The sequence below is a fragment of the Stenotrophomonas sp. 704A1 genome (assembly GCF_030549525.1).
GTDB classification, from domain to species: domain Bacteria; phylum Pseudomonadota; class Gammaproteobacteria; order Xanthomonadales; family Xanthomonadaceae; genus Stenotrophomonas; species Stenotrophomonas tuberculopleuritidis.
Genome location: NZ_CP130831.1, coordinates 4,066,578 through 4,085,605, shown reverse-complemented (window position 1 = coordinate 4,085,605; position 19,028 = coordinate 4,066,578). Strand labels below are relative to the sequence as shown.

General features: G+C 68.0%; 18 protein-coding genes. 5 read left to right on the top strand and 13 right to left on the bottom strand.

The window, feature by feature from the left end; genetic code table 11:
* Positions 1-28: 28 nt before the first annotated feature.
* The 7 genes from Q5Z10_RS18630 to Q5Z10_RS18600 all read right to left on the bottom strand — a co-directional run bounded on the left by Q5Z10_RS18630 (position 29) and on the right by Q5Z10_RS18600 (position 7,837).
* On the bottom strand, positions 29-1,381 hold the full coding sequence (locus Q5Z10_RS18630; RefSeq protein WP_303636839.1) for a sensor histidine kinase: 1,353 nt from the start codon (positions 1,379-1,381) through the stop codon (positions 29-31).
* Positions 1,378-2,724: a sigma-54-dependent transcriptional regulator gene (locus Q5Z10_RS18625; RefSeq protein WP_303636838.1), complete on the bottom strand. Its 1,347-nt coding sequence runs from the start codon at positions 2,722-2,724 to the stop codon at positions 1,378-1,380. The genes Q5Z10_RS18630 and Q5Z10_RS18625 overlap by 4 nt, the downstream gene beginning before the upstream one ends.
* Positions 2,725-2,864: 140 nt before the next feature.
* Positions 2,865-3,260, bottom strand: coding sequence for a PDZ domain-containing protein (locus tag Q5Z10_RS18620; protein WP_303636837.1), 396 nt, complete (start codon positions 3,258-3,260; stop codon positions 2,865-2,867).
* Between the two features lies 1 nt (position 3,261).
* Positions 3,262-4,476 carry an ABC transporter permease gene (locus Q5Z10_RS18615; protein ID WP_303636836.1) on the bottom strand — a complete coding sequence of 405 codons (1,215 nt, stop codon included), beginning with the start codon at positions 4,474-4,476 and terminating at the stop codon, positions 3,262-3,264.
* A 21-nt stretch (positions 4,477-4,497) separates the two neighbouring features.
* Positions 4,498-5,802: an ABC transporter permease gene (locus tag Q5Z10_RS18610; RefSeq protein ID WP_303636835.1), complete on the bottom strand. Its 1,305-nt coding sequence runs from the start codon at positions 5,800-5,802 to the stop codon at positions 4,498-4,500.
* A 10-nt stretch (positions 5,803-5,812) separates the two neighbouring features.
* A complete protein-coding gene (locus Q5Z10_RS18605; RefSeq protein ID WP_303636834.1) occupies positions 5,813-6,535 on the bottom strand; it encodes an ABC transporter ATP-binding protein in 723 nt (240 codons plus the stop codon).
* Between the two features lie 24 nt (positions 6,536-6,559).
* Positions 6,560-7,837, bottom strand: coding sequence for an efflux RND transporter periplasmic adaptor subunit (locus tag Q5Z10_RS18600; RefSeq protein WP_303636833.1), 1,278 nt, complete (start codon positions 7,835-7,837; stop codon positions 6,560-6,562).
* A 214-nt stretch (positions 7,838-8,051) separates the two neighbouring features.
* On the opposite strand from Q5Z10_RS18600, the gene glmS reads away from it, so the two are divergent.
* A complete protein-coding gene (gene glmS, locus Q5Z10_RS18595; RefSeq protein ID WP_303636832.1) occupies positions 8,052-9,890 on the top strand; it encodes a glutamine--fructose-6-phosphate transaminase (isomerizing) in 1,839 nt (612 codons plus the stop codon).
* Positions 9,891-10,346: 456 nt separating this feature from the next.
* Positions 10,347-10,778, top strand: a complete 432-nt coding sequence (locus Q5Z10_RS18590) for a CBS domain-containing protein (RefSeq protein ID WP_303636831.1) — start codon at positions 10,347-10,349, stop codon at positions 10,776-10,778.
* 86 nt (positions 10,779-10,864) lie between these two features.
* Here the strand turns inward: Q5Z10_RS18590 and Q5Z10_RS18585 are convergent, their stop codons facing one another.
* Both Q5Z10_RS18585 and gloA read right to left on the bottom strand, forming a co-directional pair.
* Positions 10,865-11,293 (bottom strand): VOC family protein, encoded by a 429-nt coding sequence (locus Q5Z10_RS18585; RefSeq protein WP_303636830.1) that lies wholly within the window; start codon positions 11,291-11,293, stop codon positions 10,865-10,867.
* Positions 11,294-11,417: 124 nt separating this feature from the next.
* Positions 11,418-11,936, bottom strand: coding sequence for a lactoylglutathione lyase (gloA, locus tag Q5Z10_RS18580; RefSeq protein WP_303636829.1), 519 nt, complete (start codon positions 11,934-11,936; stop codon positions 11,418-11,420).
* A gap of 123 nt (positions 11,937-12,059) precedes the next feature.
* On the opposite strand from gloA, the gene Q5Z10_RS18575 reads away from it, so the two are divergent.
* Positions 12,060-13,172, top strand: a complete 1,113-nt coding sequence (locus tag Q5Z10_RS18575) for a PLP-dependent cysteine synthase family protein (RefSeq protein WP_303639225.1) — start codon at positions 12,060-12,062, stop codon at positions 13,170-13,172.
* A 45-nt stretch (positions 13,173-13,217) separates the two neighbouring features.
* On the opposite strand, the gene Q5Z10_RS18570 is transcribed toward Q5Z10_RS18575, so the two are convergent.
* Entirely contained in the window at positions 13,218-13,622 is a 405-nt protein-coding gene (locus tag Q5Z10_RS18570; RefSeq protein ID WP_303636828.1) for a hypothetical protein, read from the bottom strand.
* A 213-nt stretch (positions 13,623-13,835) separates the two neighbouring features.
* Between Q5Z10_RS18570 and Q5Z10_RS18565 the strand changes: the two genes are divergently transcribed.
* Positions 13,836-15,866, top strand: coding sequence for a M3 family metallopeptidase (locus Q5Z10_RS18565; RefSeq protein WP_303636827.1), 2,031 nt, complete (start codon positions 13,836-13,838; stop codon positions 15,864-15,866).
* Positions 15,867-15,975: 109 nt separating this feature from the next.
* On the opposite strand, the gene Q5Z10_RS18560 is transcribed toward Q5Z10_RS18565, so the two are convergent.
* The 3 genes from Q5Z10_RS18560 to Q5Z10_RS18550 all read right to left on the bottom strand — a co-directional run bounded on the left by Q5Z10_RS18560 (position 15,976) and on the right by Q5Z10_RS18550 (position 17,919).
* Entirely contained in the window at positions 15,976-16,779 is an 804-nt protein-coding gene (locus Q5Z10_RS18560; RefSeq protein WP_303636826.1) for an SDR family oxidoreductase, read from the bottom strand.
* Complete coding sequence (locus Q5Z10_RS18555; RefSeq protein ID WP_303636825.1) at positions 16,776-17,342, bottom strand: DUF1415 domain-containing protein; 567 nt, start codon at positions 17,340-17,342, stop codon at positions 16,776-16,778. Before Q5Z10_RS18555 ends, Q5Z10_RS18560 begins: the two co-directional genes overlap by 4 nt.
* 94 nt (positions 17,343-17,436) lie before the next feature.
* Complete coding sequence (locus tag Q5Z10_RS18550) at positions 17,437-17,919, bottom strand: YajQ family cyclic di-GMP-binding protein (protein ID WP_303636824.1); 483 nt, start codon at positions 17,917-17,919, stop codon at positions 17,437-17,439.
* Positions 17,920-18,039: 120 nt separating this feature from the next.
* Between Q5Z10_RS18550 and Q5Z10_RS18545 the strand changes: the two genes are divergently transcribed.
* A complete protein-coding gene (locus Q5Z10_RS18545; RefSeq protein WP_303636823.1) occupies positions 18,040-18,936 on the top strand; it encodes a DMT family transporter in 897 nt (298 codons plus the stop codon).
* The last annotated feature ends 92 nt before the right edge of the window (positions 18,937-19,028 follow it).

The window sequence follows — 19,028 nt, the reverse complement described above, 5'->3', positions numbered from 1 at the left end:
CACGCCATGCGGGGAGACGGCCAGCCGCTCACCCCACTGGCAGCAGGATCGACACGCACAGCCCCCCGTCGGGGCGGTTCTGCAGGGACACCCGGCCGCCGTGTGCCTCGACGATCTCGCGGGTCAGCGCCAACCCCAGCCCGGTCCCGTTGCGCTTGGTGGAATAGAACGGCATCAGCGCGTTCTGCAGGACCTGCTCGTTCATGCCCTTGCCGCGGTCGAGCACGTCCAGCCGCAGCCACTGCGGCAGCCGGGTCAGCTGCACACGCACGTCATCGTTCGGCGGTTCTGCCTCGGCGCACGCCTCGTGGGCATTCTTCAGCAGGTTGAGCAGGGCCTGGCCGAACTGCGCGATATCGATGCGGCTGCTCAGCTCCTGGTCCGGTTCGCGCTCCATCGTGAACGGGATCTGCTGGCACAGGCTGGACAGGAACGGCGCCCAGTGCACGGTCTGCAACTGGGGCTGCGGCAGCTTGGCAAAGCGTGCGTAGCCGCGGATGAATCCCTCCAGGTGGCGCGCACGATCTTCGATGGTGGTGAAGATCTCCGGCAGGCGGTCAAAGCGCTCGCGCTTGACCAGCTCGCCACCGGAATGCGCCAGCGACGCAATCGGGGCCAGTGAGTTGTTGAGCTCGTGGCTGATGACCCGGATCACCTTCTTCCAGGTCTGCACTTCCTGCCGGCGCAGCTCGGCGGTGAGCTGGCGCACCAGCAGCAGGTCATGCGGCCGGCCGTTGAGCTGGAACGCGCGGCGCGACAGGTGGTAGACCTGCTCATCGTCCTCGTCGCCGTCCTCGCCCTCGGCCTGCACCGCGAACAGGCTGTCGCCGCCGCGCCCGATCGCATCGCGCAGTTCCACCGGCAGCTGCTCCAGCACGTCTTCCAGGCGCTGGCCTTCCAGCTTCCAGCCACCATGCAGCAGCTTGCGCGCCGCCAGGTTGGAGAACACCACCCGGGCCACGCCATCGCCACCGGCGGCGATCAGCAGCATCGCCACCGGGGTGTTCTGCACCATGGTGTCCAGCAGCAGCTCGCGCTGCACCAGGCCCTGGCGCTGGGCGCGCAGGACGTCGCCCAGCTCGCGGTGCGCCTGCACCAGGTCACCCAGTTCGTCGTTGCCCGGCCAGTACACGCCGAAGGTGTACTCGCCATCGCGGTAGCTGCTGGTGGTACCGGACAGCGCCCGCATCAGCGAACGCACCGGTGCGGTGGCGCGGCGCAGCGTCCACCACATCAGCGAGAGCAGGATGATGGTGGAAACGGTGGTCACCAGCCAGCCATGGTCCATCCAGTACGCCAGCAGCCACGGCAGCGCGGCGGCCAGCGCCAGCACCGGCAGCAGGCGCAGGAACAGGCGGAAGGTGAAGGAGCGCCGTTTCATTCGCGCGGGATGCCGTGGCGGTCCATGCGCCGGTACAGCGCCTGGCGGCTCAGGCCGAGTTCGGCCGCTGCCTGCGCGATGACACCGTGGTTGCGCGCCAGCACGTCTTCGATGCGCGCGCGGTCCGGGTCGTTGCCGGCAGCGGGGGCCGGCCGGGGGGCCGCCGCTGCGCGCGGCAGGTTGAGATCGCCCACCTCGATGCGGGCGCCACTGGCCAGCAGCTCGGCGCGCTGGATCACGTTGCGCAGCTCGCGCACGTTGCCCGGCCACGGGTGCCGCTGCAGGGCGGCGACGGCGGTGCTGGACAGCGGCTTGCCTGCGGTCAGGAAGCGCTCGGCCAGCGGCACGATGTCGCCGGGGCGTTCGGCCAGCGGCGGCAGCACCAGTTCCACCGTGTTGAGGCGGTAGTAGAGGTCCTCACGGAAGCTGCCATCGCGGATCATCGCCGGCAGGTCGGCATTGGTGGCGCTGACCACGCGCACCTTGACCTGGCGTTCGCGGTTGGATCCCAGCCGCTCGAAGCGCCCGGTCTCGAGCACGCGCAGCAGCTTCATCTGCCCACCCAGCGACAGGTTGCCGATCTCATCCAGGAACAGCGTGCCGCCGTCGGCAGCCTCGAACTTGCCCTCGCGCGCCTTGTTGGCGCCGGTATAGGCACCGGCCTCGGCACCGAACAGTTCGGCCTCGATCAGCTCCGAGGGCAGGGCGCCGCAGTTGACCGCCACGAACGGACCCTTGGCCACCAGCGAGTTGGCCTGGATGATCTGCGCGATCTTCTCCTTGCCGGCGCCGTTGGCGCCGGTGATCAGGACCGGCAGTTCCGAACGCGCGACCTGGCAGGCCAGCGCGATCACCCGCTCGCTGGCCGGATCGGCGAACACCGCACCGCACAGGTCGTACTTCTGCTCCAGCGCATGGCGCTGGCGCTGCTCGCGCTGGCGGCGCTGGTCCAGCTCGCGCCGGGCTTCGGAAAGCTCCAGCAGGTTGTTGACCGTGGTCAGCAGCTTGCGGTCGTCCCAGGGCTTGGCCAGGTAGTCGGCAGCCCCGGCCTTGACCAGGTCCACGGCACTGCTCAGGTGGGTCCAGGCGGTGAGCAGGATCACCGGCAGGTCCGGGTGGCGTGCGCGGATCTGCGCGAACAGCGCCTCGCCTTCTTCGCCCGAGGTGGTGTCCTCGCTGAAGTTCATGTCCTGGATGACCAGGTCGACCGGCTGCGATTCCAGCAGCGCCAGCCCCTCGGCCGGGCTCTGCGCCTGCAGCGTGTCGATGTCGTGCAGGGAGAACAGCACATCCAGCGCGGTACCCACGCTGGCATTGTCGTCGATGATCAGGATCGCGGGCATGGGTCGCAAAGAGGTAGCGCCGGGCCATGCCCGGCGGGGCGGGTGCAGTTGCAGCGGCGGCAGCCGCCGGGCATGGCCCGGCACTGCCGGGCCGCTCTGCAATATTAGCGAAACCAGCGGCAGCGCAGGGGTGTCCGGACTCAGCGCGGCGGTGGCGGCGGCGGTGGCGGTGGTGCGGGCGGATTCAGCGCCGGTCGCCACGCCGCGACCGTGACCGGTACCGTCAGCAGCCGGCCGTCGCGGCGCAGCAACAGGTAGACCGTGGGCGACGACGCCCGGTGCATGGCCTGGCCCAGCTGCTCGATCTGCCGCACCGGGGAGTCGTCGGCACGCAGGATGCGGTCGCCGCGGCGCACGCCGAAGCGTGCTTCGGGGCTGGCCGCGTCCACCCGCACCTGGCCTTCGGTCGAGCGCAGCGACAGGCGTGCGTCGTTCTGCTGCCAGTCCAGCGTCTGCGAGGAGGAGGTGGTGGTGCCGGCCAGCGCCGGCAGCGGCAGCACGGCGGCCAGCATCAGTGTCAGCACGCAAGCGCGCATGTCAGGCCCCCCGCGTGGCGACGGCCGGCGGCACCGCAGCGGCGCGGCGGGCCGGCCCGAACACGGCGATCTGGCCCAGCACCCACAGCAGCACCGCACCCAGCGGCAGGTACATCAGCGGCATGCGCGGCAGCTCGTACATGTTCATCAGCGCCAGGTTGATGGCATAGGCCGCCAGCATGCCCAGCACGATGCCCAGCGTGGCCAGCAGGAAGTTCTCGGTCTGGAAATAGCGCAGCACCTGGCCGCGGGTGGCACCGAGCGCGCGGCGGATGCCGATCTGCTTGCTGCGCTGCTGTACCCAGAAGCTGGCCAGGCCGACGATGCCCAGCGCGGTGACCACCAGCAGCGCCACGCACACGGTGACCAGCAGGCCGACCATGGCGCGGTCGTTCTTGAAGTAGTCGGCACGCTGTTCCTCATAGGTCAGCTTCTCGCGCACCAGGCGGTTGGGGTCATTGCGCTCCAGTGCCGCCAGCGCGCCCTTCAGCACCTCGCCGCGCCGTTCCGGCGCGGTGCGCAGCATGTACGGGCCGCGGGTGAAGTCGGTGCGGACCGGCAGGATCATCGACAGTTCGCTGTTGTCGTTGTAGTTGGTCGGCGCCGCCAGGTGGGCGACGATGCCGACCACGTGCAGTGCCTGGTTGCCGGCATAGAAGGTCTTGCCCAGCGCGTTCTGGTCGGGGTACATCTTGGCCGCGACCTGCTGGTTGATGATCACCGGCGTGGCGCGGTCCGGCGTCGGGTTCTTCTGGATCTCGTCGAAATCGACGTACTCGCTGGGCTGGAAGTCGCGGCCAGCGACCAGCTGCAGGCCCAGGGTGGGCAGTGCGTTCTCACTGAGCATGTACAGCGAAACGAACGCGGTCGGCCGTTCCTGCTCGCGCTCGCGCGAGATGCTGGTGTTGGTGGAGTTGCTGCGGAACGGCAGCTGGTTGACCTTGGCCACGTGGGTCACGCCGGGGATGCTGCGCAGCGCAGCCAGGTCCTCGCGGGTGCGGGCCATGCCGTTGGTCTGCTCGCCGATGCCGCTGACCCGGACCATGACCAGTTCGTTCTCGACCAGGCCGCTGGGCTGGCTGATCTTCTCCACGCGCTGGGTGACCAGGAACAGGGCATTGCAGACGATGGCGCAGGTCAGGGCGATTTCAAGCACGATCAGGGCCGCGGCGGTCTTGTGCCGGCGCAGGGTGCTGAGGATGGGGCGGATGTCCATGGGAAGTCCTCGTTCTGGTGCTTACTGCGACTTGAGCTGGATGGCCGGGGTGACCTGCATCGCGCGCCAGGCGGGCAGGAAACCGGCAGCGAGGCTGGCGAGCAGGGTCAGGCCGAGGGCGAGCATCAGCATGCTGCCGTCCAGGTGGGCCAGCTTGGCGTAGTCCACCGGCTGCTGGCGCACCGCATACAGGCCCAGCAGCGCCAGGCCGATGCCGAGCACGCCGCCGACCACGCCGACCGCGCCGGCTTCGACCAGGCACTGCAGGAAGATCTGCCCGCGGCTGGCCCCCAGTGCACGGCGCACGCCGATCTCGCCGCTGCGGCGCAGGAACTTGGCCAGCAGCAGGCCCACGGTGTTGACCAGGCACACTCCCAGGAAGCCCAGTGCCAGCCACATCTGCAGGCGCACATCGCTGGGCACCGCGTTCTTGAAGGTCAGCCATTCCATCACCGGGCGCAGGCGCACGTTGGCCGGGCGTTCGAAGCGGCCAGCCGCACGCTGCTGGTCGGAGTAGTTGACCAGGTAGCGGCGATAGTCATCGACCCTGGACGGGTCCAGTTCCACCCAGTACTGGATCCAGGTGCACGGTGCGTTGAGCGAATTGCTGTCCTCGCCGGGCGGTCCGTCGCGGAAGCAGTTGATGTTGCCGTTGCTGCCCAGCTTGAGGTCCATCGCGGTCGACAGCGGCATCAGCAGATCTTCGTCGCGGCCGTAGGTGCCCACGGTGAGGTCGAAGAAGTGTGGCTCCGGATTCCAGTCCTGCATCACCCCGATCACCCGCAGCGAATGACCGCTGGCGCGGATCTCGCGGCCGACGCTGTTGGCGCCCTGGAACAGCTTGTCGTTGAGCGTCCGCGACAGCACCACCACGCGCGAGCGGCCGTCGTCGTCACTGCGGGTCCAGGCGCGGCCATACTGCATCGGCACGTTGAACATCGGGAAGAAATCGGCCGAGGTCCAGCGCGTGTCGATGCTGAAGGGCTTCAACGTGCTGCTTTCCGGCTCGACGGTCATGTCGCCGGCACTCATCATCGCCTGGTGCTGGCCACGCTTCTCGCGCAGCAGGGTCTCGGCATCGAAGCGCGTCATCTGCTCTTCCGGCTCTTCGCCGGTCAGGTAGCCCGAGCGCGGCCGTGGATCGATCTGCACGTAGAACAGGCGATCGCTCTTGTCCGGGATCGGATCGCCGGACAGCACGTGGAACACGGTCAGGGTGGTCATCGAGGCGCCGATGCCCAGCGCGATGGCCACCACCATCAGCGCGGTGAGTACCTTGTTGCGGCGGAAGCTGCGCACCGCCAGTCGGGCGTAGTAGGCGAACATGGTCGTGCCCTCACTCGTTCACGGCGACGATGCGGCGCGGGGTGGCCAGCACCGGCTCGCGCACCACGTCGGTCACCTGGCCATCGACGATATGCACGTTGCGCTGGGCGCGTGCCGCCAGTTCCGGATCGTGGGTCACCATCACGATGGTGGTGCCGGCGGCGTTGATTTCCTCCAGCAGTTCCATCACCCCGCGTGCCATCTGCGTATCCAGGTTGCCGGTCGGTTCGTCGGCCAGCAGCAGGCGCGGGCTGCCGGCCAGGGCACGGGCAATCGCTGCGCGCTGCTGCTGGCCACCGGACAGTTCGTTGGGGTAGTGCTTCATGCGCGAACCGAGGCCGACCTGGGTCAGCGCCTTCTCGATGCGTTCGCGGCGCTCGTTGGCGCTCATCCTGCGATAGCGCAGCGGCACGTCGACGTTGTCGAACAGGTTCAGGTCCGGAATCAGGTTGAAGCCCTGGAAGATGAAGCCGATCTTCTGGTTGCGCAGGCGGCTGCGCGCGTCATCGCCCAGCGTGCTCACGTCCTGGCCATCGAGCAGGTAGGTGCCGCTGGTGAAGGTCTCCAGCAGCCCGGCGATGTTCAGGAAGGTGGTCTTGCCGGAACCGGACGGGCCGGTGACGGCAACGAACTCGCCTTCCCTGACCTGCAGTTCCAGCGAGCGCAGTGCATGGGTTTCCACCTGTTCGGTGCGGAAGACCTTGGCGACCGAACGCATTTCGAGCATGTACATGGGGTGTCCTCTCTCCAGGATGTATCAGTTGACGGTGACGCGTTCGGCGTCCTTGAACAGGTCGCTGCCCGAGACCACGATGCGGTCCCCCGGCTGCACACCCGACTTGATTTCCACTTCGCCCAGGCTGCTGACGCCCAGTTCCACCGGACGCCGCACCGCCGTGCGGCCGTCCATCACGTAGGCCACGCCGTTGCCCTGTTCGACGAACGGGCCGCGCTCAACCTTCAGCACGTTCCTGCGGGTGTCGAGCAGCACGCGCACCGACATCCGCTGGCTCTGGCGCAGGCCTTCCGGCTGCGCGCTGGCGAAGCGCACGCGGGCGTTGACCTCGCCGTTGACCACTTCCGGCGATACCGCACTGATCTCGCCGGGGAACGGCTGGCCATTGCCACCGGTCAACTGTGCCGGCATGCCGATCGCCAGATCACGGGCGAAGCTTTCCGGCACCTTGATCTCGACTTCGAACCGGGACAGGTCGACCACGCCCAGCACCGGCGCGTTGGCGGCCAGGTTGGTGGCCTGGGTGGCCTGCACCTGGCCGACCTGGCCGTCGAACGGCGCGCGCAGGGTCAGGGCGTCGACCTGGCGCTGCACCTCGGCCACCACGGCCTTCTGGCGGTCGGCCAGCAGCCGCTTGTTGCGCGCATCCAGGTCGGCGCCCTGGCTCTGCAGGCGGGCGTCGGTGGTCGCGTTGACCAGGCTGATGTCGGCCTTCTTCAGGCTGTCCCTGGCCTTGGCCAGGTCGATCTGCGGCACCGCACCGCCGTCGTAGCCGCGCTGGTAGCGCTGCAGGTCACGTTCGGCAGCCTGCCGCTCGATGGTGGCCTGGTCGGTTTCCTTGCGTGCCTTGGCGCGGGCCAGGGTGGCATCCAGGTTGGCACGGCTGGCTTCGGCTTCCAGCCCGGCCAGGGTCGCCTCTTCCTGCGCCAGCTTGCTGCGCAGTTCGGGGCTGTCGATGATCGCCAGCTCCTGGCCCTTCTTCACCACGTCGCCGGCGACCACCTTCAGGTCCACGGTGCCGGCGGAGATCGCGTACAGCACCGGGCTGTTGGCAGCGATCACGCGGCCGTCGGCGGCGATGTCGCGGACCAGGTCACCGCGCTGCACCTCGGCCACGCGCACCCGGCTGCTGTCGAACGAGCGGCTGGCGTTGGACCAGGCGTGCACCGCCCAGCCGATGGCGGCCAGCAGCACCAGGCCGGCCAGCGCCGGCCAGCGGTAGCGGTGCCAGACCGCCTTGGGGGCAGTGGCCGGGGCGGAAGAAACGATCTGGTCCTGGGCGGAGGTGTCGCGGATCATCGGGTTCGTGCCTGTCGGTGCTGCCAGAGTGGTATCCCATCCAAAGCACGTAGCGTGCCAACTTTATTTCATTGCCAATCAAGGGGTTGCGGAAGCGCGGCGACTGTCCGGGTGTCCGCGGACACCTTTGCGGACACTTTCATTAAGCGGACAGGAGGGGGCTGGCAGGCACGCAGGCTAGAATGCGGCCACTGTCTTCAAGGAACTACGTGACATGTGTGGAATCGTGGGTGCGATCGCGGATCGCGATGTGGTGCCGGTCCTGATCGAAGGACTGAAGCGGCTGGAATATCGCGGTTACGACTCCTCCGGTATCGCGGTGATCGACCAGGCCGAGCGGCCCGACGTCCGCCGTGTGCGCCGCACCGGGCGCGTCTCGGAGATGGCCACGGCTGCCGAGAGCGAGGGCTTCAACGCCAGCCTCGGTATCGGCCACACGCGCTGGGCCACCCACGGTGGCGTGACCGAGGCCAATGCGCACCCGCACATCAGCCACGGCGTGGCGCTGGTGCACAACGGCATCATCGAGAACCATGAAGAACAGCGCGAGAAGCTGCGTGCGCTGGGCTACAGCTTCGAGTCGCAGACCGACACCGAGGTGATCGCGCACCTGATCCACCACCATCTGAAGAATGGCGATGACCTGCTGGTCGCCCTGCAGCACACGGTGAAGGAACTGACCGGTGCCTACGCGCTGGCCGTGGTCAGCCGCGCCGAACCGGAACGTTTCGTCTGCGCGCGCATGGGCTGCCCGCTGCTGGTCGGCCTGGGCGAGGGCGAGAACTTCGTCGCCTCCGACGTGTCGGCGGTGATCTCGGCCACGCGCAAGGTGATCTTCCTGGAAGAGGGCGACACCGCCGAGGTGCGCCGCGACGGGGTGAGGATCTTCGATGGCAACGACCAGCCGGTCGAACGCGATGTGCATCTGTCCGATGTCTCGCTTGCGTCGCTGGAGCTGGGCCCGTACCGCCACTTCATGCAGAAGGAAATCCACGAGCAGCCGCGCGCGCTGGGTGACACCATCGAAGCGGCGATCGACGCCGGTGGTTTCCCGGCCGAGCTGTTCGGCAAGAACGCCGAGGCCGTGCTGTCCGGTATCGAAGGCGTGCAGATCCTGGCCTGCGGCACCAGCTACTACTCGGGCCTGACCGCGCGCTACTGGATCGAATCCATCGCCGGCCTGCCGTGCAGCGTGGAGATTGCCAGCGAGTACCGCTACCGCGCCGCCTATGCCAACCCGAAGCACCTGATCGTGACCATCTCCCAGTCCGGCGAAACGCTGGATACGATGGAAGCATTGAAGTACGCCAAGTCGCTGGGCCACACGCACACGCTGTCGATCTGCAACGTGCCGGAAAGCGCGATTCCGCGCGCCAGCGAACTGGTCTGCTACACCCGCGCCGGTGCCGAGATCGGCGTCGCCTCGACCAAGGCCTTCACCACCCAGCTGGCCGCGCTGTTCCAGCTGACCGTGGTGCTGGGCAAGCTGAAGGGCCGTGTCGATGCCGCACAGGAAGCGGACTACCTGGAGCAGCTGCGCTTCCTGCCGGGCAGCGTGCAGCACGCGCTGAACATGGAGCCGCAGATCGCCGCCTGGGCCGAGCGCTTCGCGCGCAAGAGCAGCGCGCTGTTCCTCGGCCGCGGCCTGCATTACCCGATCGCGCTGGAAGGCGCGCTCAAGCTCAAGGAAATCTCGTACATCCATGCCGAGGCCTACCCGGCCGGCGAGCTCAAGCACGGTCCGCTGGCGCTGGTGGACGAGGACATGCCGGTGGTGGTGATCGCGCCCAACGACAGCCTGCTGGAAAAGGTGAAGTCGAACATGCAGGAAGTGCGCGCGCGTGGCGGCGAGCTGTTCGTGTTCGCCGACCAGGACAGCAATTTCAGCGAGTCCGAGGGCGTGCACGTGATCCGCACGCCGCGTCATGCCGGCGTGCTCAGCCCGATCGTGCACACCATCCCGGTGCAGCTGCTGGCCTACCACACCGCACTGGCACGCGGCACCGACGTGGACAAGCCGCGCAACCTGGCCAAGAGCGTGACGGTCGAGTAAGCCGCGCCAGATCCACTGCCTGTCGCACGCGAAAGGGGCCTGATGTGGCCCCTTTCGTTTGTGCGGGCAATGATCCGGCAACCGCAGCAAGTGGGACACCGCCGGGTGGTTGTGTCCGCCTGTCGGCAGCGCATGGCTGCGCTTGAGCGGCGCTCACTGCGGCATTCAGCCTCGGTTTCAGCCACGGTGCCATTCTCTGGATCGTCGCTTGGTTCCCACGACGAACTGTCCCATCCGTGCCGGTAGTGACCGATGGACGCAGTCGTAGAATCGATCCGACCGAGATACGGGCACGCTGTTGAACCCGCCTCGTTCGCGTTGCAGCACGCTGTCTGCCGATCCGTTCCACCGGCAGCCGGGTGCGCCAGACGTGCGCTGAAAGGTCTGTTCCCGGGGAGGGGGCGTATCGGAAGAGCACACTTTTTTGACTTCAGTGACCTGCACCAGGAAACAAGAATGAACGTCCGCGAACTCCTGCAATACAAGAAAGAAGCTGTCATCACCATCGATGCGGAAGACACCATCGGTGCCGCCGCCCACAAGATGAGCGCGAACAAGATCGCAGCCCTGGTGGTGATGAAGGACGGTGCCCCGGTCGGCATCATTTCCGAGAAGGACATCGTGCGTACCCTGGCCGACGACGGTCCGCAGGCCGGGCGACGGGTGATTTCCAGCGTGCCGTCCACCGGCCTGGAAGGCATCGCGCCGGAGGCGACCCTGAAGCAGGCCATGTCGCTCATGACGTATTCGCGTCGTCGCCACCTGATGGTCACCGACGGCAACAGCCTGGTCGGCATCCTCAGCCTGGGCGACATCGTGAAGAACCTGCTGGGCGAGCTGGAACTGGAAAAGGCGGTGTTGCAGGACATCTACATGGCCGCGCACTGACGCCGGCCCGCCTGCGAAAAAGCCGGGCAATGCCCGGCTTTTTCGTTGCTGGCACCGGGCCATGCCCAGCGCGTGCAGCCCGGGAATCAGAAGCTGACTTTCACCGAGTCGGCGCTGTAGGTGGCCGGGCCGTGGTAGACCACTTCGATGTTGTTGCCATCCGGATCGAGCACGAACGCGCCGTAATAGCCGGGATGGTAGGGGCGTTCGCCGGGTGCGCCGTTGTCGGTGCCTCCGGCGGCGATGGCGGCCTTGTGGAATGCATCGACAGTGGCGCTGTCGCGCGCCTGGAAGGCCAGGTGGTGGCGGCCGGTCAGCTGGCCGGCGGCGGCCTCGCTGCTGGCCGTGGAGATGAACAGCTCGTCGGCCCAGAAGTAATCATCGCCTTCGCCGGCGATCGGAATGCCGATCGTATCGAATACCGCCTGGTAGAAGCGGCGGCTGGCGGCCAGATCGCGCACCACCAGTTGCAGGTGGTCGATCAGGCGCCCGCGGTGCAGTTCCATCGTTTCCATACGGACCTCGCAAAAAAGGGGACGGAGTCGGTAGCGCCGGGCCGTGCCCGGCGAGCGCGCAGCGCGGCCTGCTCAAGGCCGCCGGGCATGGCCCGGCGCTACCGGAATTGTGCCCCTTTCCGGGTCAGGCGTTGGAGATGATCTCGACCCAGTAGCCGTCCGGGTCCTTGATGAAGGCCAGGTGCTTCATGCGGCCGTCGGCCAGGCGCTTCTGGAACGTCACGCCCAGGTCCTCGAAGCGCTGGCAGGCCGCTTCGATGTCCGGCACCGACACGCAGATGTGGCCGAAGCCGCGCGGGTCGCTGTTGCCGTCGTGGTAGACCGCGCCGTCCTGGGTTTCGGTGCCGTGGTTGTGGGTCAGCTCCAGCACGCCCGGCAGGCCGGCCATCCACAGGCGGCGCTGGGCATCGTCCTCCGGCACCACCGCGCCGGCCGGCACGTAGGCCAGGAAGTAGAGGCTGAACCGGGCCTCCGGGAAGTCGCGCTTGTCGATCAGCTGGTAGCCGAGCACGCGGGTGTAGAAATCCAGCGAGGCCGTGATGTCCTTGACCCGCAGCATGGTGTGGTTGAACACGAAGCCGGTGGTTTCGGCCGGGGCCTGGGCGGCGACGCCGGGGACATCGCGCAGGGCGGGAATGGTCATGGGGGAGGTCCTTCAGACAGGGCCGTTGCTGGCCGGATGCCCCATTCTACGGTCCGGCAGCTGACGGCACTGCGACGTACAATGGCCGGATCGCACCGTTCCGTCCTGATGACCATTGCCGCCATGTCGCAGCGTGAATGGGTGGCTGCCGCCATCCGCAAGATCGAAGCCGATTTCAATCGTTCCGCCGATACCCACCTGATCCCGCTGGCGTTGCCCGGGTTCGATGGCATCGAGGTCTACCTGAAGGACGAATCCAGCCACCCCACCGGCAGCCTCAAGCACCGGCTGGCGCGCTCGCTGTTCCTGTATGCGCTGGCCAACGGCTGGTTGCGCGAAGGGCGGCCGGTGATCGAAGCGTCCAGCGGCTCCACGGCCGTGTCCGAAGCCTACTTCGCGCGACTGCTCGGGCTGCCGTTCATTGCGGTGATGCCGGCCACCACCTCGCCGGAGAAGATCGCTGCCATCGAGTTCCATGGCGGTCGCTGCCATCTGGTCGAACGCGCCTGCGATCTCAACTGCGACTCGGAGCGCCTGGCCCGCGAAACCGGCGGCCACTTCATGGACCAGTTCACCTATGCCGAGCGTGCGACCGACTGGCGGGCCAACAACAACATCGCCGAGTCCATCTTCAAGCAGATGGCCGAGGAGCCGAGTCCGATCCCGGACTGGATCGTATGCGGCCCGGGCACCGGCGGCACCGCCGCCACGCTGGGCCGTTACGTCAGCTACCGCCGGCACGACACCCGGATCCTGTGCGCCGACCCGGAAGTATCGGTGTTCTTCGACGGCTACCAGGCCGCCGTCGCCGGCGAAAGCCAGTGGCGTGACCTGACCTGCAGCGGCGGTTCACGGGTCGAAGGCATCGGCCGCCCGCGCGTGGAATCGAGCTTCATTCCGACCTGCGTCGACGCGATGGTGAAGGTGCCCGATGACCTGAGCCTGGCGGCGATGCGCCATGTCAGCCGCCAGCTCGGCCGGCGCGTGGGCGGCTCCACCGGCACCAACTTCATCGGTGTGCTGCAGGCGGCGCAGTGGATGCGCGAGGCCGGCCGCCAGGGCAGCATCGTCAGCATCCTGTGCGACAGCGGCGACCGCTATGCACACAGCTACTACGATCCGGCGTGGTACGTGCGCCAGGGCATCGATGTGGAAGCGGCCGACGTGCAGGTGGCAGCGGCGGTGGCGGGGCAGGGACTGCCCGGGCTGCCGTGGTGCAGCCTGGAAGCGCTGTAGCGCCGGGCCATGCCCGGCGAGCGCAGCGGTGCCTCCCCCCCCTGCTCAATACCCGGCCGCGATGAACGCATCCAACACCGTATCGCGCAGGGCATCGGGCAATGCTTCGATGTCCACCGCACGGTCGTCCTGGTGCAGGCGCGGGTCCAGGATGCTGGCGCGGCCCTGGGCCAGGGCCTGCAGCCACAGCAGCACGCAGATCACGAACTCGCGTTCGTGGCCCAGATGCAGGCGGGTGGCGCCCCGTTCGATCACCTCGAACGGATACCACTCCTGCTCGTCGCTGAATCGTCCGCCCTGCTGCTGCAGCGCCTGCAACTGCTGCAGGTGGCGCGGGGCATCGTCGCCGGCATCGCACAGTGCGGCGATCCAGGCCAGTTCGCCCGGGCTTGCCGACAGTGCCAGCGAAAGTGGTGATACGGCGGTTGGAGCTGGAGCCAGACCTTCCATGTGGGGCCTCGTTCGTGCCTGCCGCTGCGGACTCCCCCGCAGCCAAAGCTTCGGGGCGGGACTGTAAGCCCGACGTGAATGCCGGCGCGCGTGCAACGCGCCCGCGACGCCCGACCGGGATCCACCGGTCAGGCCCCCTTGTCTGTGCCCGCCGCCAGCGCCATATCCAAGGGGCTGCCCGCGCTGCCGGGCCCGTAACTCTGGAGACCCGCCGTGACCGATGCCAACCCCCTGCTCGATTTTTCCGGCCTGCCGCGCTTCGAGGCGATCCGCCCCGAGCACGTGGCACCGGCGCTGGACGTGCTGCTGGCCGAGGCCGAGGCCGCGGTGAGCGCGGCCGAGCAGGTGCAGCCGGTCACCTGGCAGACCTTTGTGACCCCGCTGGACGATGCCACCGAGCGTCTGTGGCGGGCCTGGGGCCTGGTCGGCCACCTGCAGGCCGTGGTGAACACCCCGGAACTGCGCGAGGCGTACAACAGCAACCTGCCGCGGGTGACCCGCTTCGCCAGCGCGCTGGGCCAGAACCTGGCGCTGTACCGCCAGTACCAGGCGCTGGCCGCCGGCCCGGAGGCGGCCGGCTTCGACCCGGCGCGGCGCAAGGTGCTGGACAACACCCTGCGCGATTTCCGCCTGGGCGGTGCCGAGCTGGCCGCGGAGGCGCAACAGCGCTTTGCCGCGATCAAGGAAGAACTGTCGGCGCTGTCGGCGAAGTTCTCGCAGAATGTGCTCGACGCCACCGATGCCTGGTCGCTGATCGTCGAGGATGAAAGCCGCCTGGCCGGCGTCCCCGCCGACGTCAAGGCGGCCGCCCGTGCGGCGGCGGAGAAGGACGGTTCGCCGGGCTGGAAGCTGACGCTGCAGATGCCGTGCTACCTGCCGGTGCAGACCTGGGGCGAAGACCGCGACCTGCGCGAGATCCTGTATCGCGCCAGCGCGCAGCGCGCGTCCGAGTTCGGCGACGACGCGCTGGACAACGGCGGCAACATCGATCGCATCCTGGCGCTGCGCGCTGAACTGGCGGCACTGCTCGGCTTTGACTCCTACGGCGACTACTCGGTGGCCACCAAGATGGCCCGGGACCCGGCCGAAGTGCTGGGCTTCCTGCGTGACCTGGCTGCACGCGCCAAGCCGTTCGCGGCCAGGGACCGCGCCGAGCTGGAGCAGTTCGCTCGCGAGCATCTCGGTATCGACACCCTGCAGGCCTGGGATCTGGCATTCGCCGCCGACCGCCTGAAGCAGTCGCGCTACAGCTATTCCGAGCAGGAAGTGAAGCAGTATTTCACCGAACCGAAGGTACTCGGCGGCCTGTTTTCGGTGATCGGGCAGCTGTACGGCCTGCACGTGCAGGAAGACAGTGCGCCGGTCTGGCATGAGGACGTGCGTTTCTTCCGGCTGGTGGATGCGCAGGGCGCGTTGGTCGGCCAGTTCTACCTTGACCTGTACGCCCGCGAGGGCAAGCGTGGCGGCGCGTGGATGGATGACTGCCGCAACCGCCGCGAGCGCGCCGACGGCAGCGTGCAGACGCCGCTGGTGTACCTGGTGTGCAACTTCGGCCGGGGTGCCAGCGGCAAGCCCGCCACCTTCAGCCACAACGAAGTGACCACCCTGTTCCACGAAATGGGCCATGGCCTGCATCAGCTGCTGACCCGCATCGGCGAACTGGGTGTGGCCGGCATCAATGGCGTGGAGTGGGATGCGGTGGAGCTGCCCAGCCAGTTCATGGAGAACTTCTGCTGGGAATGGGAGCACGTGCAGGGCATGACCGCGCATGTGGAAAGCGGCGAGCCGCTGCCGCGCGCGCTGTACGAGCGCATGCTGGCCGCGCGCAACTTCCACAGCGGCATGGCGACCGTACGCCAGCTGGAATTCGGCCTGTTCGACATGCTGCTGCACAGCCAGTTCGCGCCGGCGCAGGAGAGCGTGCTGGCGTTGCTGGAGCGCGTGCGTGCGGAAGTGGCCGTGAACCATCCGCCCAGCTGGAACCGCTTCCCGCACCAGTTCAGCCACATCTTCGCCGGCGGCTACGCGGCCGGCTATTACAGCTACAAGTGGGCCGAGGTGCTGAGCGCCGATGCCTATGCCGCGTTCGAGGAAGCGCCGCAGGCGCTGGCGGAAACGGGTGCACGTTTCCGCGATGAGATCCTGTCGCGCGGCGGCAGCCGCGGCGCCGCCGAGAATTTCCAGGCGTTCCGCGGCCGTGCGCCGCAGATCGATGCGCTGCTGCGGCATTCGGGCATGGCGTAAAAGCAAAAGAGGCGGCGTATCCCGGTAGCGCCGGGCCATGCCCGGCGAGCGCGCAGCGCGGTGCGGCGAGAAGATCCGCCGGGCATGGCCCGGCGCTACCGCACAGCGGTCATTCGGCGTAGATCATCTTCCGGGTCATGCCGCCGTCGACAATGAAGTCCTGCCCGGTGGTGAAGCCGGACAACGAGGACAGCAGGTACACCGCCAGTGCGCCGATGTCCTCGGGTTGGCCGACGCGGCCAACCGGATGCTGGGCATGGTCGGTGGCCGAATGCTGCGGCACGTGCCGGCGCGACGGCGCCTGCCAGGCATCGGTGCTGATCCATCCGGGGCTGATGCTGTTGACCCGCACCGCGGGTCCCGCACTGATTGCCAGTGCATGGGTGAAGGCCACCAGGCCGCCCTTGGCGGCGGCGTAGGCCTCGCTGTGCGCTTCGGACTGCCAGGCGCGGGTCGAGGCGATGTTGATGATCGCCCCGGCAGCACTGCCCGTCAGCGCCGGCAGTGCGTGCTTGCTGCACAGGAAGGCACCGTGCAGCGACGACAGGCGGCGCTGCCACTCGTTCCAGTCCATGTCCTGCAGCAACGTCCCGTGCGGCCCGGCGATGCCCGCGTTGTTGACTAGGCCATCGATACGGCCGAACCGCTGCAGCGCTACGGCGATGAAGGCGCGCACGCTGGCTTCATCGGTGATGTCCAGCCGCTGGAACGCGGCATCATCACCGCGCTGCCATTCGGCCAGGCAGGCCTGGCCCGCCTCCACATCCAGATCGCCGATCAGCACGCGGCCGCCGGCCCCCAGCACCGCCTGGGCGATGCCGCGGCCGATGCCGTTGGCACCGCCGGTGACCAGCACCACCCTGTCGTGCAGCGGCGCAGCCGGCCACAGGGCAATCGGCGGCACCGCGGTCATGACAGGTCGTCGCCGCGCAGGCGACGGTGCCAGCCGTCCACGCCAATGCGGTCGAGCGTCTGGATGTTGCGCTCGACGATCACGTCCGGGTCCGGGTAGACGTCCACCGCGCGCGCGACGCTGTCTTCGCGCAGCAGGTGCAGGGTGGGGAAGGGCGCGCGGTTGGTGTAGTTGCTGGCATCGTCGGCGGCCACGCCATCGAACTGGTAGTCCGGATGGAAGCTGGCCACCTGCAGGATGCCCTGCAGGTCCAACGCCTCGATCGCCGCGTCGGCGTTGTCGAGGAAATCGTTGTAGTCGAGGAAATCGGTCAGCACGTGCGGGTGCACGATCAACGTGGTGTCGATCTGCTCGGCCGGCGTATCGCGCAGCAGCACCAGTTCTTCGGCCAGCTCTTCCACCAGCGCCTCGGGGGTGGTGGCATCGCTGAGCACGATGCGGACCTGGTCCTTCACGTACACCGCCTTGGCGAACGGGCACAGGTTCAGGCCGATCACAATGCGCTCCAGCCACAGGCGGGTGGCAGCAATCGGGTCGTCGGCAGGCAGGGAGGTGTCGGTCATGGCGGGCGCATCGGCTGGCAGGGCCGCCATTGTAGGCGCCTCGCCGGCAACCCGCCGTGGTGGCGGTGGCGCCGGGCAATGCCCGGCGGCCCCCTCAGTCGCGGAAGTTGTTGAACTGCAGCGGCAGGTCGAACTTGCCGGCCTTCAGCACCGCGATCGCGTCCTGCAGATCGTCGCGCTTCTTGCCCTGCACGCGCAGCTTGTCGCCGTTGATCTGGCTTTCCACCTTCAGCTTGGCATCCTTCAGCGCCGCAGCGATCTTCTTGGCGATCTTCTGCTCGATGCCCTGCTTGACGGTGATCTTCTGCCGGGCCTGGGCCAGGTTGGTCTCGATGTCGCCGAACTCCAGGCTGAGCACATCGATGCCACGGGCGGCCAGGCGCGCGCGCAGGATGTCGTTCATCTGCTTGAGCTGGAACTCGGTGGGGGCAGTCTGGTTGATGACATCGCCATCCCGCTCGAACTTGGCGTCCACGCCCTTGAAATCGAAGCGGGTGCTCAGTTCGCGGTTGGCCTGGTCGATGGCGTTGGTCAGCTCGTGGGTGTCGACTTCGGACACGACGTCGAAGGAAGGCATGGGCGAGGCTCCACAGAATTCAGTGACCGCCATTCTATCGCGTGGGTGCGCCTGCCCGCGTCTGCGCGGCGCGGCCCTGCCCGAGGACCCATGATCCGACGCTGTCGGTGATAATGGGCCATGAATGTGCAACGCTCCCCTTCGCGCGCCGTGGCCTGGATGGTCGCCGCGGTCGCCTGCTTCTCGCTGATGGATGCCGGCATGAAGCAGCTGTCGGCCAGCTACCCCTCGCTGGAAGTCACCTTCCTGCGCGGTGCCGCGTCGCTGCCTTTCGTGCTGGTCTGGGTGCTGGCCAGTGCCGGTCCGCGCTCGCTGATCCCGCGCCGCTGGGGCCTGCATCTGCTGCGCGGCGGGCTGGGCATGGCGATGATCGGCTGCTTTGTCTTCGCCCTGCGCGACCTGCCGCTGTCCACGGCGTACACCATCTATTTCGTCGCCCCGCTGCTGATCGCTGCGCTGTCGGTGCCGCTGCTGGGTGAGCGGGTCGGCCCGCGGCGCTGGATCGCCATCGGTATCGGCCTGGTCGGCGTACTGGTGGTGCTGCGCCCGGGCGTGGACGGCTTCATCTCGGTGCCGGGGCTGATGGTGCTGGCCGCTGCCACTGCCTACGCCATCGCCGCGATCACGGTCAGCCTGCTGACCCGCACCGATACCTCGCAGTCGATGGTGGTCTGGTTCCTGGTGATCATGGCCATCGGTGCCGGCCTGCTGGCACTGCCCGGCTGGGTGCCGCTGCAGCTGGCCCACGCGCCGCTGATCGCGGGCATGGGCCTGGCCGGGGCACTGGGCCAGATCGCGCTGACCCGGGCGTTCCAGCTGGGCGAGGCATCGATGATCGCGCCCCTGGAGTACAGCGGCCTGGTCTGGGTGATCGGCTGGGATCTGGCGTTCTGGGGCCAGTTGCCCGACGCGTACACCTGGACCGGCGCGGCCATCATCGTGGCGTCCGGGCTGTACCTGCTGCACCGTGAGCGGGTGAACCGGCAGGAACCGCCGAAGCCGCTGGACCACCCGTAGCGCCGTGGCCGGCCTGCGCGTCACGACCGGCGCGGGCGCCTTAGAACCAAAAGGAATAACATTCTGGCCCATGGCGCGGGCGCGCAGGCGCC